This window comes from Bradyrhizobium sp. B039 (assembly GCF_038965675.1).
In the GTDB taxonomy this organism is placed as follows: Bacteria; Pseudomonadota; Alphaproteobacteria; order Rhizobiales; family Xanthobacteraceae; genus Bradyrhizobium; species Bradyrhizobium diazoefficiens.
The window spans coordinates 6,611,449-6,630,952 of sequence record NZ_CP152416.1 but is presented as its reverse complement, the minus strand read 5'-3'; the positions used below and the strand labels follow the sequence as shown (position 1 = coordinate 6,630,952).

The following is a 19,504-nucleotide window of genomic DNA, read 5'->3' as shown; positions in this document are numbered from 1 at the left end:
CGTAGTTACCCACTTATTGCCCTGTCCCATCCAGTTATTGCCAATTCCATCCAGCGGCCGGGACTGTACTGATTCCGCCAAAGTGATGAGAGACTGGGTGGCTGAGTGCTATGAGTTATGTATCCTTCACCAATTTGCCGGCGTCTACCAAGCGCCCGGCACATTCGGTCGATGGCGGCAGGGCGATCGAAGAAGGCGTTGGAAGAAGCAGATTGACTGCTCTATTGGTATTGGCAGCAGGCACCGAGTTCCTGCTCGTAGCCGGTGCGGCCTATTTCGCAGCTGTCGTCTATCATCGAGCGGTCTTCCTGGGGTCGCCGGATTCCGCCAGGTACATTCCGGAATCCCTTCTGATTTCCACATTGGGGTTGCTGGTTTCCATAGGACTTCGGCAATATTCGCGAATCCTAACGCAGCCCCGCCACGTCTTCCTATGGAGCGGCGCGAGTGGCGTCCTCCTCGTATTCTCCTTCTTCATCTCAACGATATTCGTTCTGAAAATCTCCGAGGATTACTCGCGCGCGACCGTCATCGCTCAGGCTGGGAGTGTCCTCCTCACCGTGCTCTGCACGCGGGCAGTATGGTTTTCTGTGCTACAGCCTGCCATCGCGTCGGGGCTGATCGACGCCAGGCGTGTTATCCTTATAGGAGACCCGGGTCACTGCTTGCAGTTTTCTGCACGAGCTATGGGCACCGGAATTCGGACCATCCGCTCGTTCGACTTTCCGCGGGCTCGCACGGATTTCTCAATTCCGACGCGCCCCGGCGTGGTCCAAGCGCTACCCGATGTCCGCCAACTGGTCGTGGATTGCCGCCCGCTCCGAGCGGATGACGTCGTCATTTTGATTTCGGAATCGGATGTTGGTTCTGCTCTCGCGCTTGCCAGCGCCTTATCAGACCTTCCAGTAGACGTTCACGTCGTCCCTGTTGGAACAATCGATCTCATGGCCGTCTCGCGGATCGCTCAGTTCGGCAACATGGTGACGATGCGGATATTCCAGTCCCCGCTCACTCCTTTCAACCGGGCAATCAAGCGGGGAGTCGACATCGCCGTTGCAATCGCTGGACTTGCTGTGACTAGCCCTCTCTTCGTCATCGTTCCGCTCGCAATCAAGCTCGACTCCCGTGGGCCGGTGTTCTTTCGGCAGACGAGGCACGGCTACAACAACGAGCACATTCGCGTGCTGAAATTCCGATCGATGACAGTGATGGAGGATGGTGACAACTTCAAACCCGTGACCAGACGCGATCCGCGCGTGACCCGTCTTGGACGCCTCTTGCGCCGCACCAATGTCGATGAGATTCCGCAGTTGTTCAATGTCCTGGCCGGCGACATGTCGATCGTCGGGCCACGTCCACATGCAACCTCGCAAAACGAGTCGTTCGGTGAGCTGATTTCGTCATTTTCCCGCCGCCACAACGTCAAGCCTGGTATTACAGGTTGGGCTCAGGTCAACGGGTATCGTGGCGACGTCGATACGCTCGAGAAGATGCGGCGTCGGGTGGAGCATGATCTGTATTATATCGACAACTGGTCACTCATTTTCGATCTTAAGATCATAGTCATGACGTTCTTTTCCAGAAAGGCGTATTGGAATGCTTATTGACGCGACTCGATCTGCAACTCCTTCTGCTGACTGATCGTTTCGTTTGGCTTGGTAAATCGCAGGCCGTATTGGACGTGCACGCCGATACTCCGCGGCGGTCCTGTCCTTCGTTTCCTTCGGCAACGCGATGGCTGCGTCGGCTTCGCGAAGCCGGCTCTGCTGGAGGACGAGGTCCTGCTGAAGGCCGACCGGCTCCTGATATTCGGAGAGATAGACGACCTTGGACGCGAGGAGGGCCCTATCGACAAGGCACTTGCGGATGTGGAGTACCGGGATCGTCGCCTGGAGCTTCGCCACGCGCGACGACGTGGTCGCGCGCGCATCCGAGCTCGAAATCAGCAACCCGACGGTGCCGGCGACGCTCGCGGTCTTCGATATCGGCAACGGTGCGGCATTTCCTCGCCCCACGTGTCCTCGTCGCGCTAGGTGTCGATACTGTGCACTCCGAGCTCGCACGCGCAATGGCTGCACGTGTCAAGCAAGGCGCTGGCAGCGCGTTCGTACCTCGATGTGTCGCGGCTCGGACTCTTTCCTGCCAGGGGGAGCCTCATTCGGAAGAAGTACCCTAAACGGGATAGTAATGCCTCCGGCCGTGATGTGTTTTGCCAAGCTGCTGCTTCTGAAGCGCGCCGGCCTGCCACGCGCCAAGCCAAATGGTCGTAAATCGTTGCGAGAACGATAGGGCCAACTATTGGCCATTCGATGTCTCGAACGAACCTGCTGTCCCGTTCATGAGCGGTGGCGCCTTCGGTGGTTCAGTTTTCATCCGACCATAATTCCAGATTGGCTCGGATAAGGCGAAAGATTGAGCCGGTTAACACGACCATCGCTATGATCGCTGCTGCTGATATAGTTGCAGTGAACATGATCGACCTCCCTTAGAGAGAGGGTGCCCTTCTGCGAGGGCACGGAGAACTGCCCCGAGAAGCGATGCTCCTCGGCAGAGCAATCTGCCGGCACCGTCGCAACGGACGGACGAAACAGCAGCTTGCTCGCGGTGCAATCAGACGACTAATCCAATAAGCTCGCAATTGAGAAACTGGCTTACCTCCTCGGTGTGCCGTTCTCCTCCGCGAGTGTTGGAATCCAAAGGGGCCATGCGCCGCTCATGCCGGAGCGAAGCTCATCCGAACGGTTCGCGCAGCCGACGCGTCAAGCCGACCGGTCGAGCGATGCCAACGATGCCGTTGCCTTGCCAAGGGGTAGTGCGGCAGCGAACACCTGAGCTTTGTTGTCAATCAGCTAACTGCAGCGGGCCGTTCCACGCGAAACTGGGCTTTATGCTTGAGGTGTGGCGGCGCCGCACCGCGCGATCGAGCGGCGCTTGATAGATCCGATCCGTTGCTAGAACCTGCAGATCAGTGGGGAAGGACGGCGCTGACCTGCAGGTTCGCGCGCGCCGGGAGAGCCGGTTTGTGGATGATAAAGATGATGTCGTTGTAATCGGAGCTCAGGCGGCCGAGGGACAGGACCTGAAGCGTCTTCTTGTAAGCTTGCAGCAGCTTCGTCTTGAGGCTGTATTTGTTCAGGCCGCTGGCGCCAGACAGTCCGTATTCTGCGGCAAGGACCAGTCCGTTCTCTCCGCAAAAGGCCCGAATGCCTTCGCGAGAGACCACCTTGTCGTAGGTGACCGGGTAGGGACCATAGCCTGGCTTGCCGGCGTTCTTGTATCCGAGAATCAGGCGATAGAAGAGCACGTGAATCCAGTGCGGCGTCATCCTGGCGGTGAAGCCGTGCGCGGAGAAGGGGTCGGGGATCATTATAATGATCAGCCCGCCCGGCTTCACCCATTTGTTGAAGTTCTCCAGGACCTGTTGCGCGCCCGGTACATGCTCCAGCACGTAGGAGTTGAAGATGACGTCGAAGGTCCGCTGACCGAAATCAGCCGTGCGCAGATCCCCGACGATTCCTTCGTGTAGGTCTTTCGTTTCGTCGCGGCGGATGCGAAGGGCTTCGGCGTCGAGGTCGATGCCGGTGAGCACATAGCCGCCATCGCCGATGTCAAGGCACCACCTCCGGCCGCAGCCAGCTTCTAGGATCTCAAGAACCCCGCCAGGATTCTTGATTGAGCGAATCTCGCAGGAGATCGCCTCCATCGCGTGATCCCAATCGGTCGTCAGCGGAATCTGGGTTCGTGCTTTCATCGACTTGGCTCCGGCCGGTCTCTCCGATGCGGCGCACTCGACAGTGGCGTTCAGCTCCGGCGACCTGGGCAGCGGGTGTGCGGAGAGTCCAGGGTAACGTGCTCATTCGCTCGTCTTCTACCGTCAAATTCGCGTCAATTGCCGGCCCTTTCGGATTACCCCGTGGGCTTCCCTTGGACTTTCGCGTTAAAGGCGAGGCTCATCATGCAGGCCGTCGCGGGAAGGACCGACTGGCGTTCGTGGACATTGATGGCCCAAACGACGCCGGTCTCCAGCGGTTGGATCAGCTTGGTCCTGCCGCTGGGGATGATCTTGCCGGTGGCCGTGGCGACGATGTCGACCCTGCCGAAGGTAGCCCATGCAATCGCGACGCAGAAGATCCGCTTCGTCTACCGCTCCCGCAGCGCCTCCTGCTTGTATCTCGCCAGCGGTGAGAGAAGGTAGCTGATGATCCTGCGCGCGCCGGTCTTGATCTCGACCGTCACCGCCATGCCGGGGCCGAGCTTGACGAGCTTGTCCTCCACCTGCATGTGCGTGCGGTCAAGTGAAATCCGCGCCGCATATTCCAGCTCCTGGCCTTTCGGCTCGCTGCTGCCTTGCGCCGTACCCGACGCGCGGTCGTTCGGTCCGCCCGGCCTGTCCCGCGTGATGGCGTCGGTCGACACGCTGAGCACGTCCCCATGCAGGAGCCCATAGCGCGTGAAATTGAACGTATCGATCTTGATCTCCGCCTTCTGTCCGGGATGGACGAAGCCGATGTCGCGGTTGGAGAGCATGGCCTCGATCTCGAGCTGACTCTCACTTGGAACCACGATGGCCAGCGCCTGCGCCGGCGTCACCACGCCTCCCACCGTGTGAACGGCGAGTTGTTGCACGACGCCGTCGACCGGCGCAGTCAAATGCTGAAGCTTCGTGCGCCGCTCCGCCTTGACCACTTCCTGCGCGGCGCTCGCCGCCTTCTGCTCGGCTTTCGCGAGTGCGTCATAGGTGGTGCGCCGATACTCCGCGGCAGTCCTTTCTTTCGTTTCCTTCAGCAAGGCGATGGCAGCGTCGGCTTCGCCGAGCCGGCTCTGCTGGAGGACCAGATCCTGCTGAAGGCCGACCAGCTCCTGATACTCGGAGAGATAGACAACCTTCGAAGCCAGGGCCTTGTCGACGAGGCCCTTGCGAATGTCGACCCGCTCCTGCAGCACCGGGATCGTCGCCTGGAGCTTCGCCACGCTCGCCGATGTGGTCGCGCGCTCCGCTTCCTTCTGGCCTTGCTGGCGTTCGATCTCCGCGAGCTTGGCACTCTGCTCGGCGCGCTGGCTGATCAGAAACTGGCGATGCATCTCGATCTCCGCGGCACTTGCGCCCTGCGGTGATCGGAAGGCGGCAAGCGGATCGCTGGTGAGCGCGGCTCGCAGCCGTGCGACGTCGAGCTCGGCCGCAACGAGATCGCTTCTCTGGCGCTCCTGATCGGCTTCCGTCATCGTCGGGTCGAGTTCGATCAGAACGTCGCCGGCCTTGACGCTCTGTCCGTCACGCACGTGAATGGCGCGGACGACGCCTGTCTCGAACGGCTGGATCAGCTTGGTACGTCCGCCAGGCACGATCTTGCCCGTCGCGGTGGCGACGATGTCGACGCTGCCCAATGATGCCCACAACAGCGCGACGCAAAAGACCGCGATGATGCTCGCCCCGATCGCGCGGCCGATCGGCGACGGCGGCGATTCGGTGATCTCGAGCGCCGCGGGCAGAAATGCAATTTCCTGCTCACGCCGTCGAACCTCGGCTCTCGGAAACGGAACGATATTCCGGCTAGCGGACGTCATGGATACCGGCCTGCAGATAGTGGAGGTTTGCGTAGCGCCCATTCGAGCGAATGAGTTCATCATGGCTGCCGTCCTCGACGATGCGGCCATGCTCGAGAGTGATGATCCGGTTCGCATTGCGCACGGTAGAGAGCCGATGAGCGATGACGAATACAGTCCGGCCGGCGGAAATCCGCTTCATGTTCTGCTGGATGGCGCGCTCGCTTTCGTAATCGAGCGCGCTGGTCGCCTCGTCGAGGATAAGGATGCGCGGGTTGGTAATGAGTGCGCGAGCGATCGCGACACGCTGGCGCTGCCCGCCGGATAAACTGCTGCCGCGCTCGCCCACGATGGTGTCATAGCCCTCGGGCAGCTCCAAGATGAAGTCGTGCGCGCCGGCGAGTGACGCCGCCTCGATGACGCGCTCCATGGGCATGGCCGGGTCGGCGAGTGCAATGTTCTCGCGAATCGAGCGATTGAAGAGCACGTTCTCCTGCAAAACCACGCCGATTTGGCGCCGCAGCCAGGTCAGGTCGACCGTCGCGAGGTCAACGCCGTCGACCAGCACGCGTCCGCTCTCCGGCACGTAGAGACGCTGGATCAGCTTGCCGATGGTGCTCTTGCCTGAGCCCGAAGAGCCAACGATACCGACGACCTGGCCGGGCTCGACGCCGAAGGACACATCGTGCAGCACCTCGGGGCCGTCGACGCGGTAGCGGAAGGTCGCGTGCTCGAATACGACCTTGCCGCGGATCGCCGGCAGCGCGGCGCGGGCCGAGCTGAAGCTTGGCTCCGGAATGGTGTTGAGAATGTCGCCGAGACGATCGACTGACAGCCGGGCCTGATGGAAATCCTGCCACATCTGCGCGAGCCGAAGCACCGGCATGCTTACCCGCCCCGCCAGCATGTTGAACGCGACCAGCTCTCCGACGGTCAGGTCGCCGCCGATCACGAACCTGGCGCCGAAGTAGAGCGTTGCGGCCGTGACCAGCTTGTTGATCATCTGGACCGCTTGGCTCGCCGTGTTGTTCAGGCTGAGGACGCGGAAACTCGCGCCCACATAGCCGGCGAGTTGTTCCTCCCAGCGGCGTTGCATCTGGGGCTCAACCGCCATCGCCTTCAGCGTCTCGACGCCCGTGACGCTTTCGACCAGGAAGGCCTGGTTCTCCGAGCCGCGATTGAACTTCTCGTCGAGCCGCCGGCGAAACAGCGGCGCGGCGCCGGCGGAAATTCCGATGTAGAACGGGAACGACGCCAGAACGATCCACGTCAACGCCGTCGAGTAGTAGAACATGACCGCAAGGAAGACGACCGTGAACAGAAGATCGACGACAAGGGTGAGCGCCGAGCTCGTCAGGAACTGGCGAATGTTCTCAAGCTCGCGAACGCGTGCGACCGAATCGCCGACGCGACGTGTCTGGAAATAAGCGATCGGCAGCGCCATCAGGTGACGAAACAGCCGGGCGCCGAGCTCGACGTCGATGCGGTTCGTCGTGTGTGCGAACAGATGGACGCGCAACGTGCCGAGAACGGTCTCGAACAAGGTCAACGCGACGAGACCCGCGATCAGGACGTCGAGCGTGCTGATGCTTCGATGCACGAGTACCTTGTCGATGACGACCTGGAAGAACAGCGGGGCGACGAGGGCAAAGACCTGAAGGAAGAACGACGCGATCAGCACTTCGCCGAGAAGACGGCGATACTTGTGGACCGCACCGAGAAACCAGCCGATATCGAATCGCCTGGAGAGATCCGTCAGGGCCGCACGCCGGGTCATCAGGATGATGTCGCCGTCCCAGATGGCCTCGAGTTCGGCCTGCGTCATGGATTCGGGTCGGGAAGCCAATGGACGCTGAACGAGAAGCCTGTCGTCGACGACCTTGCCCAGGATCAGGAAGCTGCCGTCGCGCAGCGCGGCTATTGCCGGCAACGGCGTGACGGCAAGCCTGTTCCAGCTCGACCGCTGTGCCCGGGCCTTAAGGCCGAATTCCCTGCTACAGCGCAGGATTTCGGTCACACCGACCCGCGAGGTGGCCATGCGATGGCGAATTTGCTCCGGGTCGGCCGCAATGCCATGGCAACGCAGCAATATCGCCATCGCAATGAGCCCCGACTCATCGCCATCCGTGGGCTCAGGACCCGGCTCCTGGACCGGCATATCGCGACGTTCGGCGGAACGTGCAGACGCCAGAGCATCGCCGGCGAGCGCGACCAGGTCACGTCCGCGCGCAATCAGACCGGCAAAAGCATGCTGCGCCCGATCGGCGAGGCTTTGAGATCCGGCCAGGAGCAAGCGGCCGTCCCAGATTTCTTCAAATTCCGCACGCGGCATCAACTTCGGATGTGACGAGGTCGGATGCAGCACAAGCGCGGCGTCGTCCTCGACCTTCCCGAGCAGCAGAAAGCCGCCATCACGCAGCGCTGCGATTCCGGGCAGGCCGATGCCTGCGAGCTGTTTCCAATGTGTCGTGCGCGAACCGACCTTCAGTCCGAAATCGCGGGCGCAGCGAAGCATCGCACGGATGCCGATTGCGCTTTCCCCGCAGCGGTCGCGGAGCTGGTCGGGCTCGGCGTTCACGCCATGAAGGCGCAGGAACAGAGCCAGGGATCGAAGCCCGAGATCTGCGGTATGGGCATTTCCATTCTGGATCGCCATTTAATACTCAACCCTTCGCGGCTACCGGCCGCGTATGATGTTCCTTCTCATGCATTCCCAATGATTGACGGGGCCGCACCCAGGCGCTGAGCCTGGGTGCGGCTCGGCCTTAGTGTTGCGGTCGGGCCAGCAGCGAGTCGTGACCCCAACCGGTCGCCTGCGACAGCGCCGCCACGATCTGACCGGGATCCACCTGGCCGGTGTGAGCGGCCAAGTACTGGTTCAGCAGCGCAAAGCTCTGGCTTGCGAACGACGCCATCGTGGTGCCGGTCGCAGCCGGATGATCTGCCGGCATGGTCGGATGGGCAGCGGTCGTTGCCAGGGTGCTGGCAGCCGGGTCAAAATGCTGCTGGAGCAGCGCAAAGCCCCGGCTTGCCAAGAACCCCGTGTTTGCAGCGGCCGTCTGCTGATGATCCGTAGGCTCGATCGTCTGCGAGGTCGTCGGGGCCGGGGCCGTCGTGGCGGCAGCAGGCTGATGATCCGTCGCGGTGTGATGGTCGTGCGACGACGTTGTCGTGGTCGTGACCGTCGTAGGTCGAGGATCCACCACGGTGATGCTCTGCGGCGAGGCCGTCGCAACGGCACCGGTGGTCGGATCCTTTGCGCTTGCGGTCAGCGTGAGCGTTGCGGTCGGGTGGCCCCCGCCGCGATAGTACGAGTGCAGTTCGAGTCCGCTGTCGACCTGCGCTGCCGTCAAGGTGATGTTATTCCCCCGGAACGTCTGACCATCGAGCTTGTCGGTGATCGTCTCGTACTTGGGCAACCCCGTGATGTTCACGGTCACGACGTCGTTGGAGTCGGTCGTTGTCACCTTCGCCCCGAGATCGACGGTACCGCCTCTCCCGGCCACCCAGAGCGAGTTATCCGCGATCGTGAGGACAGGCGTGGCCACGGATGGGGTCGTTGGGGTCGTTGGAGTCGTTGGCGCTGTTGGCGTCGTTGACGTCGGGTCGATCTGCAGACCGGAGAACGTCTTCACGGCGCCAGCGAGATTGGCAGCGACACCGCTCGCGTCCTTGATGGCCGCACCGCTCGGAACATTGACACCGGTGATGGCGAGCGCCGAGGTGCTGGTGTTGGTCGACGCGACGGTTGTCTTGAAGGTGAGCGTACCCGTGCCAGAACCACCGACATAGGTGGCCGTGCCGCCGTCGTTGAGCGACAGCGTGGGCGTGCCCGTCACCGTCACGGCCTCGTTGAAGGCAAGCGACAGGGTGATGGTATCGCCGGCATGCTCGATTCCTGTCGCCGGAGAGGCAGTGGCCTGCGTCACCGCCGGCGTGACCGTTGGGGTGGTGGATGAGGAGGTGCTGCCCGACGATGTGCCGGTGGACGTGGTGGTGCCCGACGACGATGTCGTGCCGTCCACACCCTTCCAGCCGATTGCCGTCGACCCGGTCACCATCGTGAAATTGCGAAAGTCGTCGGTCACGGTCTGGGTAGGACCTGCGTTGCGGTAGAGCCCATCCATCCAGTAGGTGCCGGCTCCATAGCCGAGCGGGCCGGAATAATTCACCACCTGTTTGCCGTCGATCGAGACATCGAGATAACCGCCCGCGCCGGTGTTCGAGAGCTTGGACTGGATATTGATGTCGTAATAGCGGCCGGGCACAATTGGGTTCGGGTCGGTCCAGAGTACCATGTTGACCATATTGGACCCTGCCCCGTTGCCGGGATTGCCGCCGGGCGGACAATAGCGAGCGACAACTTGCAGATGATTGCCGGCGAGCTGGATTGCGAACGGCGGTGACGTCGCCACACCACTCACGGAGTCGTCGTTGTGCATTTCCCCAGTCACAAACCATGACGCCGTGTTGGTGAACGTGTTGTTGGGCCCGTTCGGCTGCACCATGAACTGGTAGTCGATGCCGATGGGAGTCCCGACGGGAATGTCCTGAACACCGCCTGGCCCGGCGTTCGCCGCACAAATCTCGGAGCGATCGACTGATCCAGAAGTATCGTAGGGGCCCGCGTCGCCCGGTTGAATTGTAAATTGCAGAGTTTGCGAGTCAGGATTGGTCAGGCTGTAGCTCTTGCCCGCAGTGTGCACTCCGTAGATGTCGCCGCCGATGGTTACACCGCGGGTCTTCGGAATGGGCGAAAATGACGTGATCGTGCCAGTAGTATCCAATTCAGGACTCCATCGAGTTACAGAGTTGCTTCTCTTTGAGGTTGACAAGCGAATTTTGCTGCCGCGCACCGTGAGGGCGCGCGACCTATTGCATGCTCGCAGCACCGCGAACACATTCATGTGCCGCGCCTCGCGAAGGCGCGAGACACAGCGCATGCCCGCAGCGTGAAGCACCGCGAACCGATCTCAAAGCAGTGGGAATTTTGGAAGCTGGCCCCCCCTACTGCTGGGCCGGATGGTTAATTAGGAAGTGTGGCGAAAAAAATAGGCGAGCATGGCGATAATTAGAATCGCACGGCGCACCTGTGGCACCTACGGCATCTGCCTGCCGTGCTGCTGAATTCAGTGACGCGCCTTTGGGGAAGCGAAAATGATGTCCATCGATGGTATCAAGGTATGTGCTCGCCATGGTGAATGATCTCCCGCTTTCGAACCGAAAGGGCACTTGCTTGTGGACACAAGTACTCGCCCGCAGACCCATTAGTAGCCTGGTTCGGCAGCTCAGCTGTGACGCCTGATCGATGGGCGGATTGCGATCGCTTAGCTTCCGCAGCGATTGGGATATGGTCGGGCTCGTTCGCGTTCCGGGCTTACTGAGCAGTGATAATGGCTTGATGAGAGATTCCCATCTCGCCGAGCCCAATGAGAGCCGCTTTGATCATCATCTAGGCTTTCGGTTAGTGACGGCTGCCTAGTTCGACAATCAGCGAATACAGCTGGCTGTAAGCAACTTTGCCCTTGTGGAGCAATTCCAAGTTCGGACCGCGCTCAGCGGCGTTATCGAGGATCTTCAGCGCTGTTTCCGCGTCAAGGTCCGGCCGATGCTGCATACACCCAGTGCGCAGTAAGTAACGATCAACATCGAGCAGCTCCGATCGGTAGATCGAGACTGTTGGGATACCGAGCACTGCCATCTCCCGGGTCATCGTCCCACCGGCGCCAATAAATAAATCGCAATCCGGAGCTATGTCTGCCAGGTCGAGTGCGGTATCGATCACGCGTATGCCTTTGAATTTTTCGGCTCTGTAGTGTGCCCCCTGCGCGCGCCCTCTTGGTAGGACGGTCAAAGCGACATGATCGCGAAGCCCAAGCAAGAGACTATCCAAGAAATTGACTTCGCTCTTGTAGTACTGAGCGGTCCACGGCTCCGGCCTCACGTAGACCGCTCTGCGCTGATCCTGCGTTGTCCTATCAGTACGTCGCGACATGAATTGATCGGCAAAATACCATAGATACATGCCTTCTTTTATTCCAGGAAAGTGGCGCACCTTGGCGGCGCGAGCCCCCTGCCAGCGCACTTTGCCGATGTCAAGGAACTCTGGCAGCATGATCACATCGGCGAACAGAAAAGCTGGCACATTTCCAAGAGCGTGCTCGTTGTCGTTCAAATAAATTGATCGGGCACCCAGAAGTCGCGCGACGACCGGTGAATAGAAGGAGCTTTGCGAAACTGCGAGGTCAACTGAACGGTCCTTGAGAAAACGGTACAAGTCGCGCACTCGCACCGGATACCCTAGAAGCTTTCTGCCGACGTTGGCCCCGTAGTGCTTACCGACGACTTCGTAATTGAGCCGATGCAGATTCAGGAGATCGACCGTGTTCGCGAGCGCTCGAGCCGTTATGATTACTTCATGCTCCCCTTGAAGCTCGCTTATAAGCCGTCGAAACATGTTAATGTGGGGCGAGTTATGTAGATCAAACCAAATATTCATCATCAGTCCAAACTTGCTTGCCGGCCCAGACCACGAAACCGAACTGCGCGTCCTCCAATTCGGTCCTCAGTCTTGGAATACTGGGAGTTCTGCACATGTTTGGAAAGAGATCCCGAAGACGTCAACGCGTGGCATCCGAACTCACACACACAAGCATAGTCTTTTGAACCGGTCCGCAGTTCTACCCTTTTGGATTACCGATTCTCGACCTCCAGAAGAAGCCGAGACCAGCCGATCGGGGAATGGACGGCCTTACCGTCATTTCGTACGGTACGGTTCCCCGTTGGAAATGACGGGCTTAAACCTGACGTCCTGGAAGGTGTCGTTTAGGTCGTTTTGAGTACCAAGATTCGGTTGTCGCGAGAGTGACAAGCGTATTGACATCAACCATGTGAGGCGTTTTTGAAATCCGTTTTAGGCCGAGCCGCCTGGTACCGTGACCGCCTGGCGGCTATGAGTGCGGCGGAGATTGTTCACCGCCTGGTCGAAACTGCCAATAAGCAAACTGCGCGGTGGCATAGTGGCGGCTGGGAAGGGGTTGAGTCATTTGGTCCGCTGACTACCATACCTGGTATTCGTTCCCGGGTTATCGCCTCTTCATCGGATCTATCCGCTCTCATAAGCTGCGAAGCCGACAACGTCCGTGCGGGCCGTTTTTGTTTGCTCGGTGCACGCTGGCCGAAGCCTTCTTTGATACCACCGGATCCGTGGTTCTGGAGTATCGATCCTGCGGACGGCGAGCCATTTCCGCAATGGGACGCCTATGCCTTCGATATTTCATTCCGGCACGGCATAAACACGCGAGATATGAAGCCCATTGTGGAGCTCAATCGACTGCAATTTCTGGTTCCTCTCGCCGCCGATGCGTTGGTCGAGAAACATGACGAATTCGTGCTTTTGCCCGGTATGATTAAGTCATGGATGGCGGGCAACCCACCCTTTCGTGGGCCAAGCTGGATTTACGGTATCGACGTCGCACTTCGTGTCATCTCGGTCGCGGTGACGCTCTCGATCCTCGGGGCCGATCGCCTTGACGGCGTTACACGTAGTGCGGCGCTTCGCTTCTTCTTTGCACATCTCGACTGGATCAAGCGATTTCCGTCACTGCATTCCTCCGCTAACAATCATCGGATCGCCGAGCTTGCCGGACTGGTTGTCGGTTCGATCATGGCTCCGGGATTCCCCGATGCAGTGGCATTGCGCGAGAACAGTTGGCACGCGTTGCTCGCGGAGATTGATCAGCAAATTCATCCGGATGGCGTGGGGGCTGAACAATCTCCCAGCTATGCTGCGTTCTCGATTGAGCTGTTTCTTGTTGCGGCCACCGCCCTTGGACGCGAAGGCAGCCTGCCAGCAACTACCGTGGATCGGCTTTCCGCGTGGTGTGAGCATTCCCTTTGGTTGATGGACGCCGATGCAAAGGTGCCCGCGATCGGAGATTGCGACGATTGCCGAGTTATTGCGACAACACAGGCGCCTGAGCCAAGATATGTCGCGTCCGTTGTCGCAGCCGTTTCGGGCTGCGTTGGCCGCCCAGATCTTGCTCCACCGGCCAAAGATCCAAGCATTCGCGATGTAATCCTGGGATCCGCCGCGGTAGCACAGGCACAACGTGTTGGAATGCGCTCATTTACGAGCGGGGGCTACTCGGTCATCCGAAGCAGGCATAAGGATCCTGTCGTTCTGACATTTGATCACGGACCAATTGGTTATCTGTCAATTGCTGCTCATGGCCATGCAGACGCGCTTTCCATCTGGCTGTCTGTAGGCAGCCAACCTGTTATCGTAGACGCCGGAACGTACCTATATAATCCGAATAGGGAGCTGCGGGACCAGTTCAGGGACACCGCCATTCACAACACTTTGAGTCTTTCCGGGATTGGATCAAGTCGTCCGTCTGGGCCGTTTAATTGGGCGAGCAAGGCGAATGCGCGCCTCGTATCATCCGAAACTACTCCAATTACGCGGGTTGTGGCAGAGCATGACGGTTATGTCGGGCAATATGGCGCAAGGCACCGGCGTACAGTGGAGTTTGATGACGTTTCGCGGTTTACGATTATCGACGAACTCGTCGGAGTTCCCACAGATAGAAGCGTTACAGTATCGTTTCTCATCGACCCGAGTTGCCAGTCAACAGTCAAGCCGGATCGGAGCGGGGTGCTGATCTCACGCTGCAATCTTCAACTCGTTCGAATATCAAGCGCCGGCCCATTGAAAGCTAGAGTAGTTCGGGGCGACAAAGCGACAGGACTTGGTTGGTTGTCGCCATCCTATTGCGTGCGCGTCCCTACCGATCAGATCCTTTTTGAGGGGCATCTCCGCGATAGAAGGTCGACTATCACGATTGACCTCCTCTAACCTCTAACTAAAGCGGAATGAGTTTAGTTTGTCGTCCGTGAAGAAGGACTAAGCCACTGATCGGGAATCTCGATTTGGGCTAAGGGGCATTTCCAGATTGCAAGGTTTTGATGCTTTGGGCGTCAGAACCTTGCGATTTGGTTTTCGTGGATTCCCTCGAAGCGGGAAGCATGATTCCTTGTCTGCATCGGAGGGAACGATGCGGCCGAAGAAGCACAAGACGACGGGATCGAACGATCTGTTCCGGGCTCGGCTCGACCAGATCATCAATATGAAGCACGAGCTGGTTCTGCTCGCCGGCAAGGTCGATTGGGACTGGATCGACGGCGAGATCGCGCCGCTCTACAGCGAGAACGGCAGGCCCGGGATCGAGACGCGCTTCATGATCGGTCTGCTGTTGCTCAAGCACATTTACGGGCTGTCCGATGAGGAGGTGTGCGAGCGCTGGGTCCATGACCCATACTTCCAGTTCTTCACCGGGGAAGAGTTCTTTCAGCACACGTTCCCGCACGAGCGCTCGGACCTGAGCCATTGGCGCAAGCGGCTTGGCGACAAGCTGGAGTTGCTGCTGGCCGAGAGCTTGCGGGTAGCGCACGAGGCCGGTGCATTACGCAGCCAGGACCTCAAGCGGGTTACGGTCGACACCACGGTGCAGCCGAAGGCCATCACCTTTCCGACCGATGCCAAGCTGCTGCATGCGGCCATCAAGGGGCTCAACCGCCTGGCGATCAGGCACGGCGTCAGGCTGCGGCAATCCTATGCTCGCATCGCCAAGGCCGCCGCGATGATGGCCGGCCGCTACGCCCATGCCAAACAGTTCAGGCGGCATCAGCGGCAGTTGCGTATCCTGCGTAGCCGGCTGGGCCGGATCATCCGCGACATCCGCCGCAAGATCGAAGGCCAGCCAGCACTGGAGCAGGCGTTCGCCCTCCCGCTCGGCCGGGCCACGCAGATCCGCTCGCAGCAGCAGCGCCAGCGCGGCTGGAAGCTCTATTCCTTCCATGCCCCGGAAGTGGAGTGCATCGGCAAGGGCAAGGCCAGCGCGCCTTACGAGTTCGGCGTGAAGGCCTCCATCGTCACCAACAACCGCCGGGCTCCCGGTGGCCTGTTCGTGCTGCACGCCAGCGCACTGCCCGACAACCCCTACGACGGTCACACCTTGCGGGACGTCATTGACCGCACCGAGACACTCACCGGCTGTCCGATCGAGCGGGCCTATGTCGACAAGGGATACCGCGGCCACGACGCACAAAATCCCCGTCGCGTCTTCATCTCCGGCCAGAAGCGCGGCGTTTTCGGTGTCATCAAGCGCGAGCTGCGCCGCCGCTCCGCCATCGAGCCCATCATCGGACACCTGAAGGCGGAAGGCCACCTCGGGCGCTGCTACCTCAAAGGCCGCGCCGGCGATGCCGCCAACGTCGTCCTCTCAGCCGTCGGACACAACTTCCGCCGCATCCTCGCCTGGCTGAGATATCTCTTGTGCCTGTTCCTGGCCCAGCTATGGCGCACGCTCGCCCGGCCAGCCTCGATCAATCCGGCTTCTTAACGGACGACTAGTTTGAATCGATCTGGGTTCCGAAATCAGTGTGTTTTCTTGAATCTCCAGGTATTTCAGCGACGAATGAGGCCGCCGGAGCCGCTGAGGTAAAAGTTGTTCATGCGGATCGATGCCGGGCAGGGACTCGAGTGTCTTCTCAACTTGGTGAGGTGAGGGACAATGTTCAGGTCGAGTTGGCCGGCGGTGCGGCCGCCGGTGGCGCGTTGCCTTCGAGCCGCTCCAAGAAGCCGCGCAGATACCCGATTCCACTCGTCCAATGGTAGTAGTCCCTGCCGTGCGAAACACGCGCGAGGAAGTAGTCGACCATGGGCGTGACGTCGACGAGGACGAAAGGGATATATCCCCGCAGATAGACACGTTTTACGATGCCTAGGCGTTCCATCTCCGGATAGCAGTGGCGTGGGTCGATCTGTGCGCCGAACACCGGGTTGTGTAAGAACACGCTGACGCGGCGCTGCTGACCGCGCCAGTCTACGACGCGCATGTCGGCAGGCCGTTCGAGATAGGCCTTGACCGGGAATTGGTCGCGCAGAATGCCTTCGACTATGTGAATTTCGGTCAGGTGCGAGCCGTCCAGCTCCATGAACAGCACTTTCCCGCCGTTGCGATAGAGGCGGCCGTAGGGGCCCTTGAGGTGGAACGGCACGGGATCCTCCTCGTGCCCGGCGGCCCACTCCTCGGCATCGCTCCCCCACAACGCCACCGGATGAGTGGGGTGCACGCTGCGCGTCGTGCCGCGGCTGCGTCGGAATACCTCGTTGATCAATCCCATCTGCGAAGGCGTGCGGCGCACGTCAAAGATAGGATCCGTCGCTGCGTACTCCGACATTGAGCCGCAGAACGGCGACGTGGTCATCCAGAGCAGCCCCCTGGGCGTCACTCGTTCCTTGAGGTGCTCGAGCAGCGCAGGTATGCCTCCCTGGATTTGGGCGAGCACCATGCTATGCGAGTGGATGCTCAAGCGATCGCCGCTGCCGACCCTGAGTTGATCGAGCACCGCTTCGACCTCTTCCAGCTTGAGCGGGTGACCCGCTGCCAACTCGCGCCGGAAGCGTCCTACGTGTCTGTTTCGATAGAAGCGACGCGCCCGAGTCAACAGCGGTGACATCAGATGTCGATTCACATTGTTGCGCCACGTGGCCGCCTCGACTCGCGGGAAGGCCTCCTTGAGGAAGCGGCAGACCGGCTCCTGGTCGTCCGGACCCCAACCAGTCTGCTGCGCCGCCATTGCCTCAGCGCCGATAGACAGTACCGTGGCCAAGCCTTCGACCGAAGGCGCCGACAGAAAGGCCAAAAGGGGCATGGGACGCCCAGCATAGCCCTCGATCTCGAGCAGCAGGTTCACCACTGCCAGCGAGTCCGCGCCGAGGCCAAGAAGATTATCGGACCAGCCGATGGGCGAGACGCCCAGCACGTGCTCGCAGATCGCCTGCAGCTCCTGCCGCAGCCGGTCACCATCCGGGATCGCCCGACGGTCCGGCGCCGGCGCTCGCGATACCCTGACGGCTGCAGGCGCCAGGACAGCCGGATGCTTGGCAATCGTTTCGAGGCATTCCGGGTTCTGCAGGGCATCACGGTTCCGCACAGGGCGGCTATTCACCGCATCCCGCGCCGCCGCCTCGGACCGCTTGCCGCTAAAGGTGACGGGAAGCGCATCGACCTGTGCGATGCGCGCCGGCACGAAGGCGGGAGAGCCGCAGCGCGCAAGCTCCGAGCGGATGTGCTTCGCCAGCATGTTGTCGAGCACCAGGCCTTCGCGCAGCACGACCAGCAGAACCATGCGCGAGCCGCCCGCCTCCTCCTCGGCCTGCTGCTCGACCGCCATTGCCTCGCGGATCTCCTCGATGTCAGCGAGAATGCGGTAGATTTCCGCGGTGCCGATGCGGATGCCGCGCACATTGAGGACCCCGTCGGAACGGCCATGCAGCCGCCAACCGCCATAGGGTGTGGCCTCGATCAAATCGCCATGCGTCCAGAAGCCGGGGTTCTGGGCGAAATAGGCGGCATGGAAGCGCGTGCCGTCCGCGTCACCGCTAAAGCCAAGGGGGCGCGAGGGGAACGGATTGGCGCATACCAGTTCGCCGATCCGACCCTCCGGATCGTCAGGCGGCGGCAGCGAGCGGACATCAAGACCGAGGCTGCGGCACTGCGCCTCGCCGCGATGAACGGGCAGGTCCGGATTGCCCAGAACAAAGCAGCCGATGATGTCGGTGCCGCCCGAGATCGACTGCAGCGGCATCGCGGCCTTCACCTCATCGCGGACCCAGTCGTACTGGCGGGGATACAGGATGGAGCCGGTGGAGAGCATAGCTCGCAGGGCAGAAAGAGCGAACACTCGGCCCGGGGATAAGCCCGCCTTCTCGCAAAAGTCTAGATAGGCAGGGTTGGTGCCGAACACGGTCACGCGCTCGTCGGCGACGATCCGCCAGAAAGTATCCGGTCCTTCGAGCGGTCCATCGTAGAGGACGAGCTCAACCCCGGAGGCGAGCGCGGAAAGCTGCCAGTTCCACATCATCCAGCCGCAGGAGGTTTGGAAGAACAGCTTGTCGCCGGGGGCGAGATCGCAGTGCAACCGGTGCTCCTTCACATGCTCCAGCAAGGTGCCGCCGGCGCCGTGCTGGATGCATTTCGGCGGGCCCGTGGTGCCGGACGAGAACATCGTGAACAGGGGCTGGTTGAACGGGTGGCGCAGCCAGCCCGGCCGGTCCTCGCCACCAACCGCATCGCGCAGCAGATCGGCGAGCCTGTGCAGGGGCACCGTCCTCTCGCCGGCGGGAAGCGAGCCGTTGTCCAGCGAGATGATCGCGGCGAGGCCCGGCAGGCCGGCTGCCGCTCCGGCGACGCGCTCGGCGACGGCGACGCCCAGATCCCATGGCTCTGCCCGCAGACAACCGAGCAGCACCACGGGCTCGAGAGGGGCGAAGCGCGCGAGGATAGCGGGAACGCCCATGTCCGCCGCGCAGCTGGCGAAGGTCGCGCCAAGGGCAGCGGTGGCCAAGGCGGCAATGACCGCCTCGGCATTGTTGCGTGCGATCGCCACGACGTGGTCGCCACAGCGCACACCCAGCTGCTGCAGCGACGTCGCCAGCCGGGCGACCGCGACGCGCAGTGCGCCACGCGTGAACCGGTCGCGGCTTCCGCCGGCGTGGCAAGCCGTCAGGACCGGCTGGTCGGGAGCGCCAGCGAGGAGGCACTCGGCGTAGTTGAGACGGAGATCCGGGAAAAAGCGGGCGGTCTCGCAGATATCGCCGACACAGACCGGCTCGACCGCGCCGTTCCTAGGTAGCTCGCACCACTCCAGGAAGAGGCGCCAAAAGCTGCGGAACTCCTTCACCGAGAAACGGTCCATCGCAGCATGATCGGGCAGGTTCTGCCCCGTCCGAGCCTCGCACCATTGCCTGAAGGTGGTCAGTTGCGATTGCCCGACAGCCTGGTCATCGGGATGAAGCACCACTTCTTCCGCCAGAAGAACAACCATGGCGCAAAATCTCGGTCAGCGGATCGGTAAAAGTACCTGGCTGGGTGAGTTGGAAACGTTAGTGTCG

The 19,504-nt window shown here is 61.0% G+C and carries 10 protein-coding genes; 3 read left to right on the top strand and 7 right to left on the bottom strand.

All coding sequences use genetic code 11. From position 1 onward, the window contains the following. Window positions 1-110: 110 nt before the first annotated feature. A complete protein-coding gene (locus AAFG50_RS31505) occupies window positions 111-1,607 on the top strand; it encodes an undecaprenyl-phosphate glucose phosphotransferase (protein ID WP_028176088.1) in 1,497 nt (498 codons plus the stop codon). Here the strand turns inward: AAFG50_RS31505 and AAFG50_RS31500 are convergent. The 6 genes from AAFG50_RS31500 to AAFG50_RS31475 all read right to left on the bottom strand — a co-directional run bounded on the left by AAFG50_RS31500 (window position 1,536) and on the right by AAFG50_RS31475 (window position 12,043). Continuing rightward, window positions 1,536-1,991: a hypothetical protein gene (locus tag AAFG50_RS31500; protein WP_231166556.1), complete on the bottom strand. Its 456-nt coding sequence runs from the start codon at window positions 1,989-1,991 to the stop codon at window positions 1,536-1,538. The two genes, AAFG50_RS31505 and AAFG50_RS31500, sit on opposite strands and share 72 nt — an antisense overlap. 974 nt (window positions 1,992-2,965) lie before the next feature. Continuing rightward, window positions 2,966-3,751 (bottom strand): class I SAM-dependent methyltransferase, encoded by a 786-nt coding sequence (locus tag AAFG50_RS31495; protein ID WP_028176087.1) that lies wholly within the window; start codon window positions 3,749-3,751, stop codon window positions 2,966-2,968. 389 nt (window positions 3,752-4,140) lie between these two features. Then, a complete protein-coding gene (locus AAFG50_RS31490) occupies window positions 4,141-5,565 on the bottom strand; it encodes an HlyD family type I secretion periplasmic adaptor subunit (RefSeq protein ID WP_028176086.1) in 1,425 nt (474 codons plus the stop codon). Then, complete coding sequence (locus AAFG50_RS31485) at window positions 5,552-8,200, bottom strand: type I secretion system permease/ATPase (protein ID WP_074076705.1); 2,649 nt, start codon at window positions 8,198-8,200, stop codon at window positions 5,552-5,554. The genes AAFG50_RS31490 and AAFG50_RS31485 overlap by 14 nt, the downstream gene beginning before the upstream one ends. Window positions 8,201-8,309: 109 nt before the next feature. Continuing rightward, on the bottom strand, window positions 8,310-10,331 hold the full coding sequence (locus tag AAFG50_RS31480; protein ID WP_074076706.1) for a heparin lyase I family protein: 2,022 nt from the start codon (window positions 10,329-10,331) through the stop codon (window positions 8,310-8,312). 677 nt (window positions 10,332-11,008) lie between these two features. Further along, on the bottom strand, window positions 11,009-12,043 hold the full coding sequence (locus tag AAFG50_RS31475; RefSeq protein ID WP_028176084.1) for a DUF354 domain-containing protein: 1,035 nt from the start codon (window positions 12,041-12,043) through the stop codon (window positions 11,009-11,011). 402 nt (window positions 12,044-12,445) lie between these two features. Between AAFG50_RS31475 and AAFG50_RS31470 the strand changes: the two genes are divergently transcribed. Continuing rightward, window positions 12,446-14,401 (top strand): alginate lyase family protein, encoded by a 1,956-nt coding sequence (locus AAFG50_RS31470; RefSeq protein ID WP_162185876.1) that lies wholly within the window; start codon window positions 12,446-12,448, stop codon window positions 14,399-14,401. A gap of 199 nt (window positions 14,402-14,600) precedes the next feature. Then, a complete protein-coding gene (locus tag AAFG50_RS31465; protein ID WP_011084757.1) occupies window positions 14,601-15,947 on the top strand; it encodes an IS5-like element ISBj5_B family transposase in 1,347 nt (448 codons plus the stop codon). 175 nt (window positions 15,948-16,122) lie between these two features. On the opposite strand, the gene AAFG50_RS31460 is transcribed toward AAFG50_RS31465, so the two are convergent. Continuing rightward, a complete protein-coding gene (locus AAFG50_RS31460) occupies window positions 16,123-19,437 on the bottom strand; it encodes an acetoacetate--CoA ligase (RefSeq protein ID WP_049832591.1) in 3,315 nt (1,104 codons plus the stop codon). Between the last annotated feature and the right edge of the window lie 67 nt (window positions 19,438-19,504).

What these genes read in the sequence shown, in the direction of transcription:
- AAFG50_RS31475 (WP_028176084.1), bottom strand. Translation starts at nt 12,043, where the DNA reads ATGAATATTTGGTTTGATCTACATAACTCGCCCCACATTAACATGTTT.
- AAFG50_RS31485 (WP_074076705.1), bottom strand. Translation starts at nt 8,200, where the DNA reads ATGGCGATCCAGAATGGAAATGCCCATACCGCAGATCTCGGGCTTCGA.
- AAFG50_RS31490 (WP_028176086.1), bottom strand. Translation starts at nt 5,565, where the DNA reads ATGACGTCCGCTAGCCGGAATATCGTTCCGTTTCCGAGAGCCGAGGTT.
- AAFG50_RS31505 (WP_028176088.1), top strand. Translation starts at nt 111, where the DNA reads ATGAGTTATGTATCCTTCACCAATTTGCCGGCGTCTACCAAGCGCCCG.
- AAFG50_RS31495 (WP_028176087.1), bottom strand. Translation starts at nt 3,751, where the DNA reads ATGAAAGCACGAACCCAGATTCCGCTGACGACCGATTGGGATCACGCG.
- AAFG50_RS31460 (WP_049832591.1), bottom strand. Translation starts at nt 19,437, where the DNA reads ATGGTTGTTCTTCTGGCGGAAGAAGTGGTGCTTCATCCCGATGACCAG.
- AAFG50_RS31465 (WP_011084757.1), top strand. Translation starts at nt 14,601, where the DNA reads ATGCGGCCGAAGAAGCACAAGACGACGGGATCGAACGATCTGTTCCGG.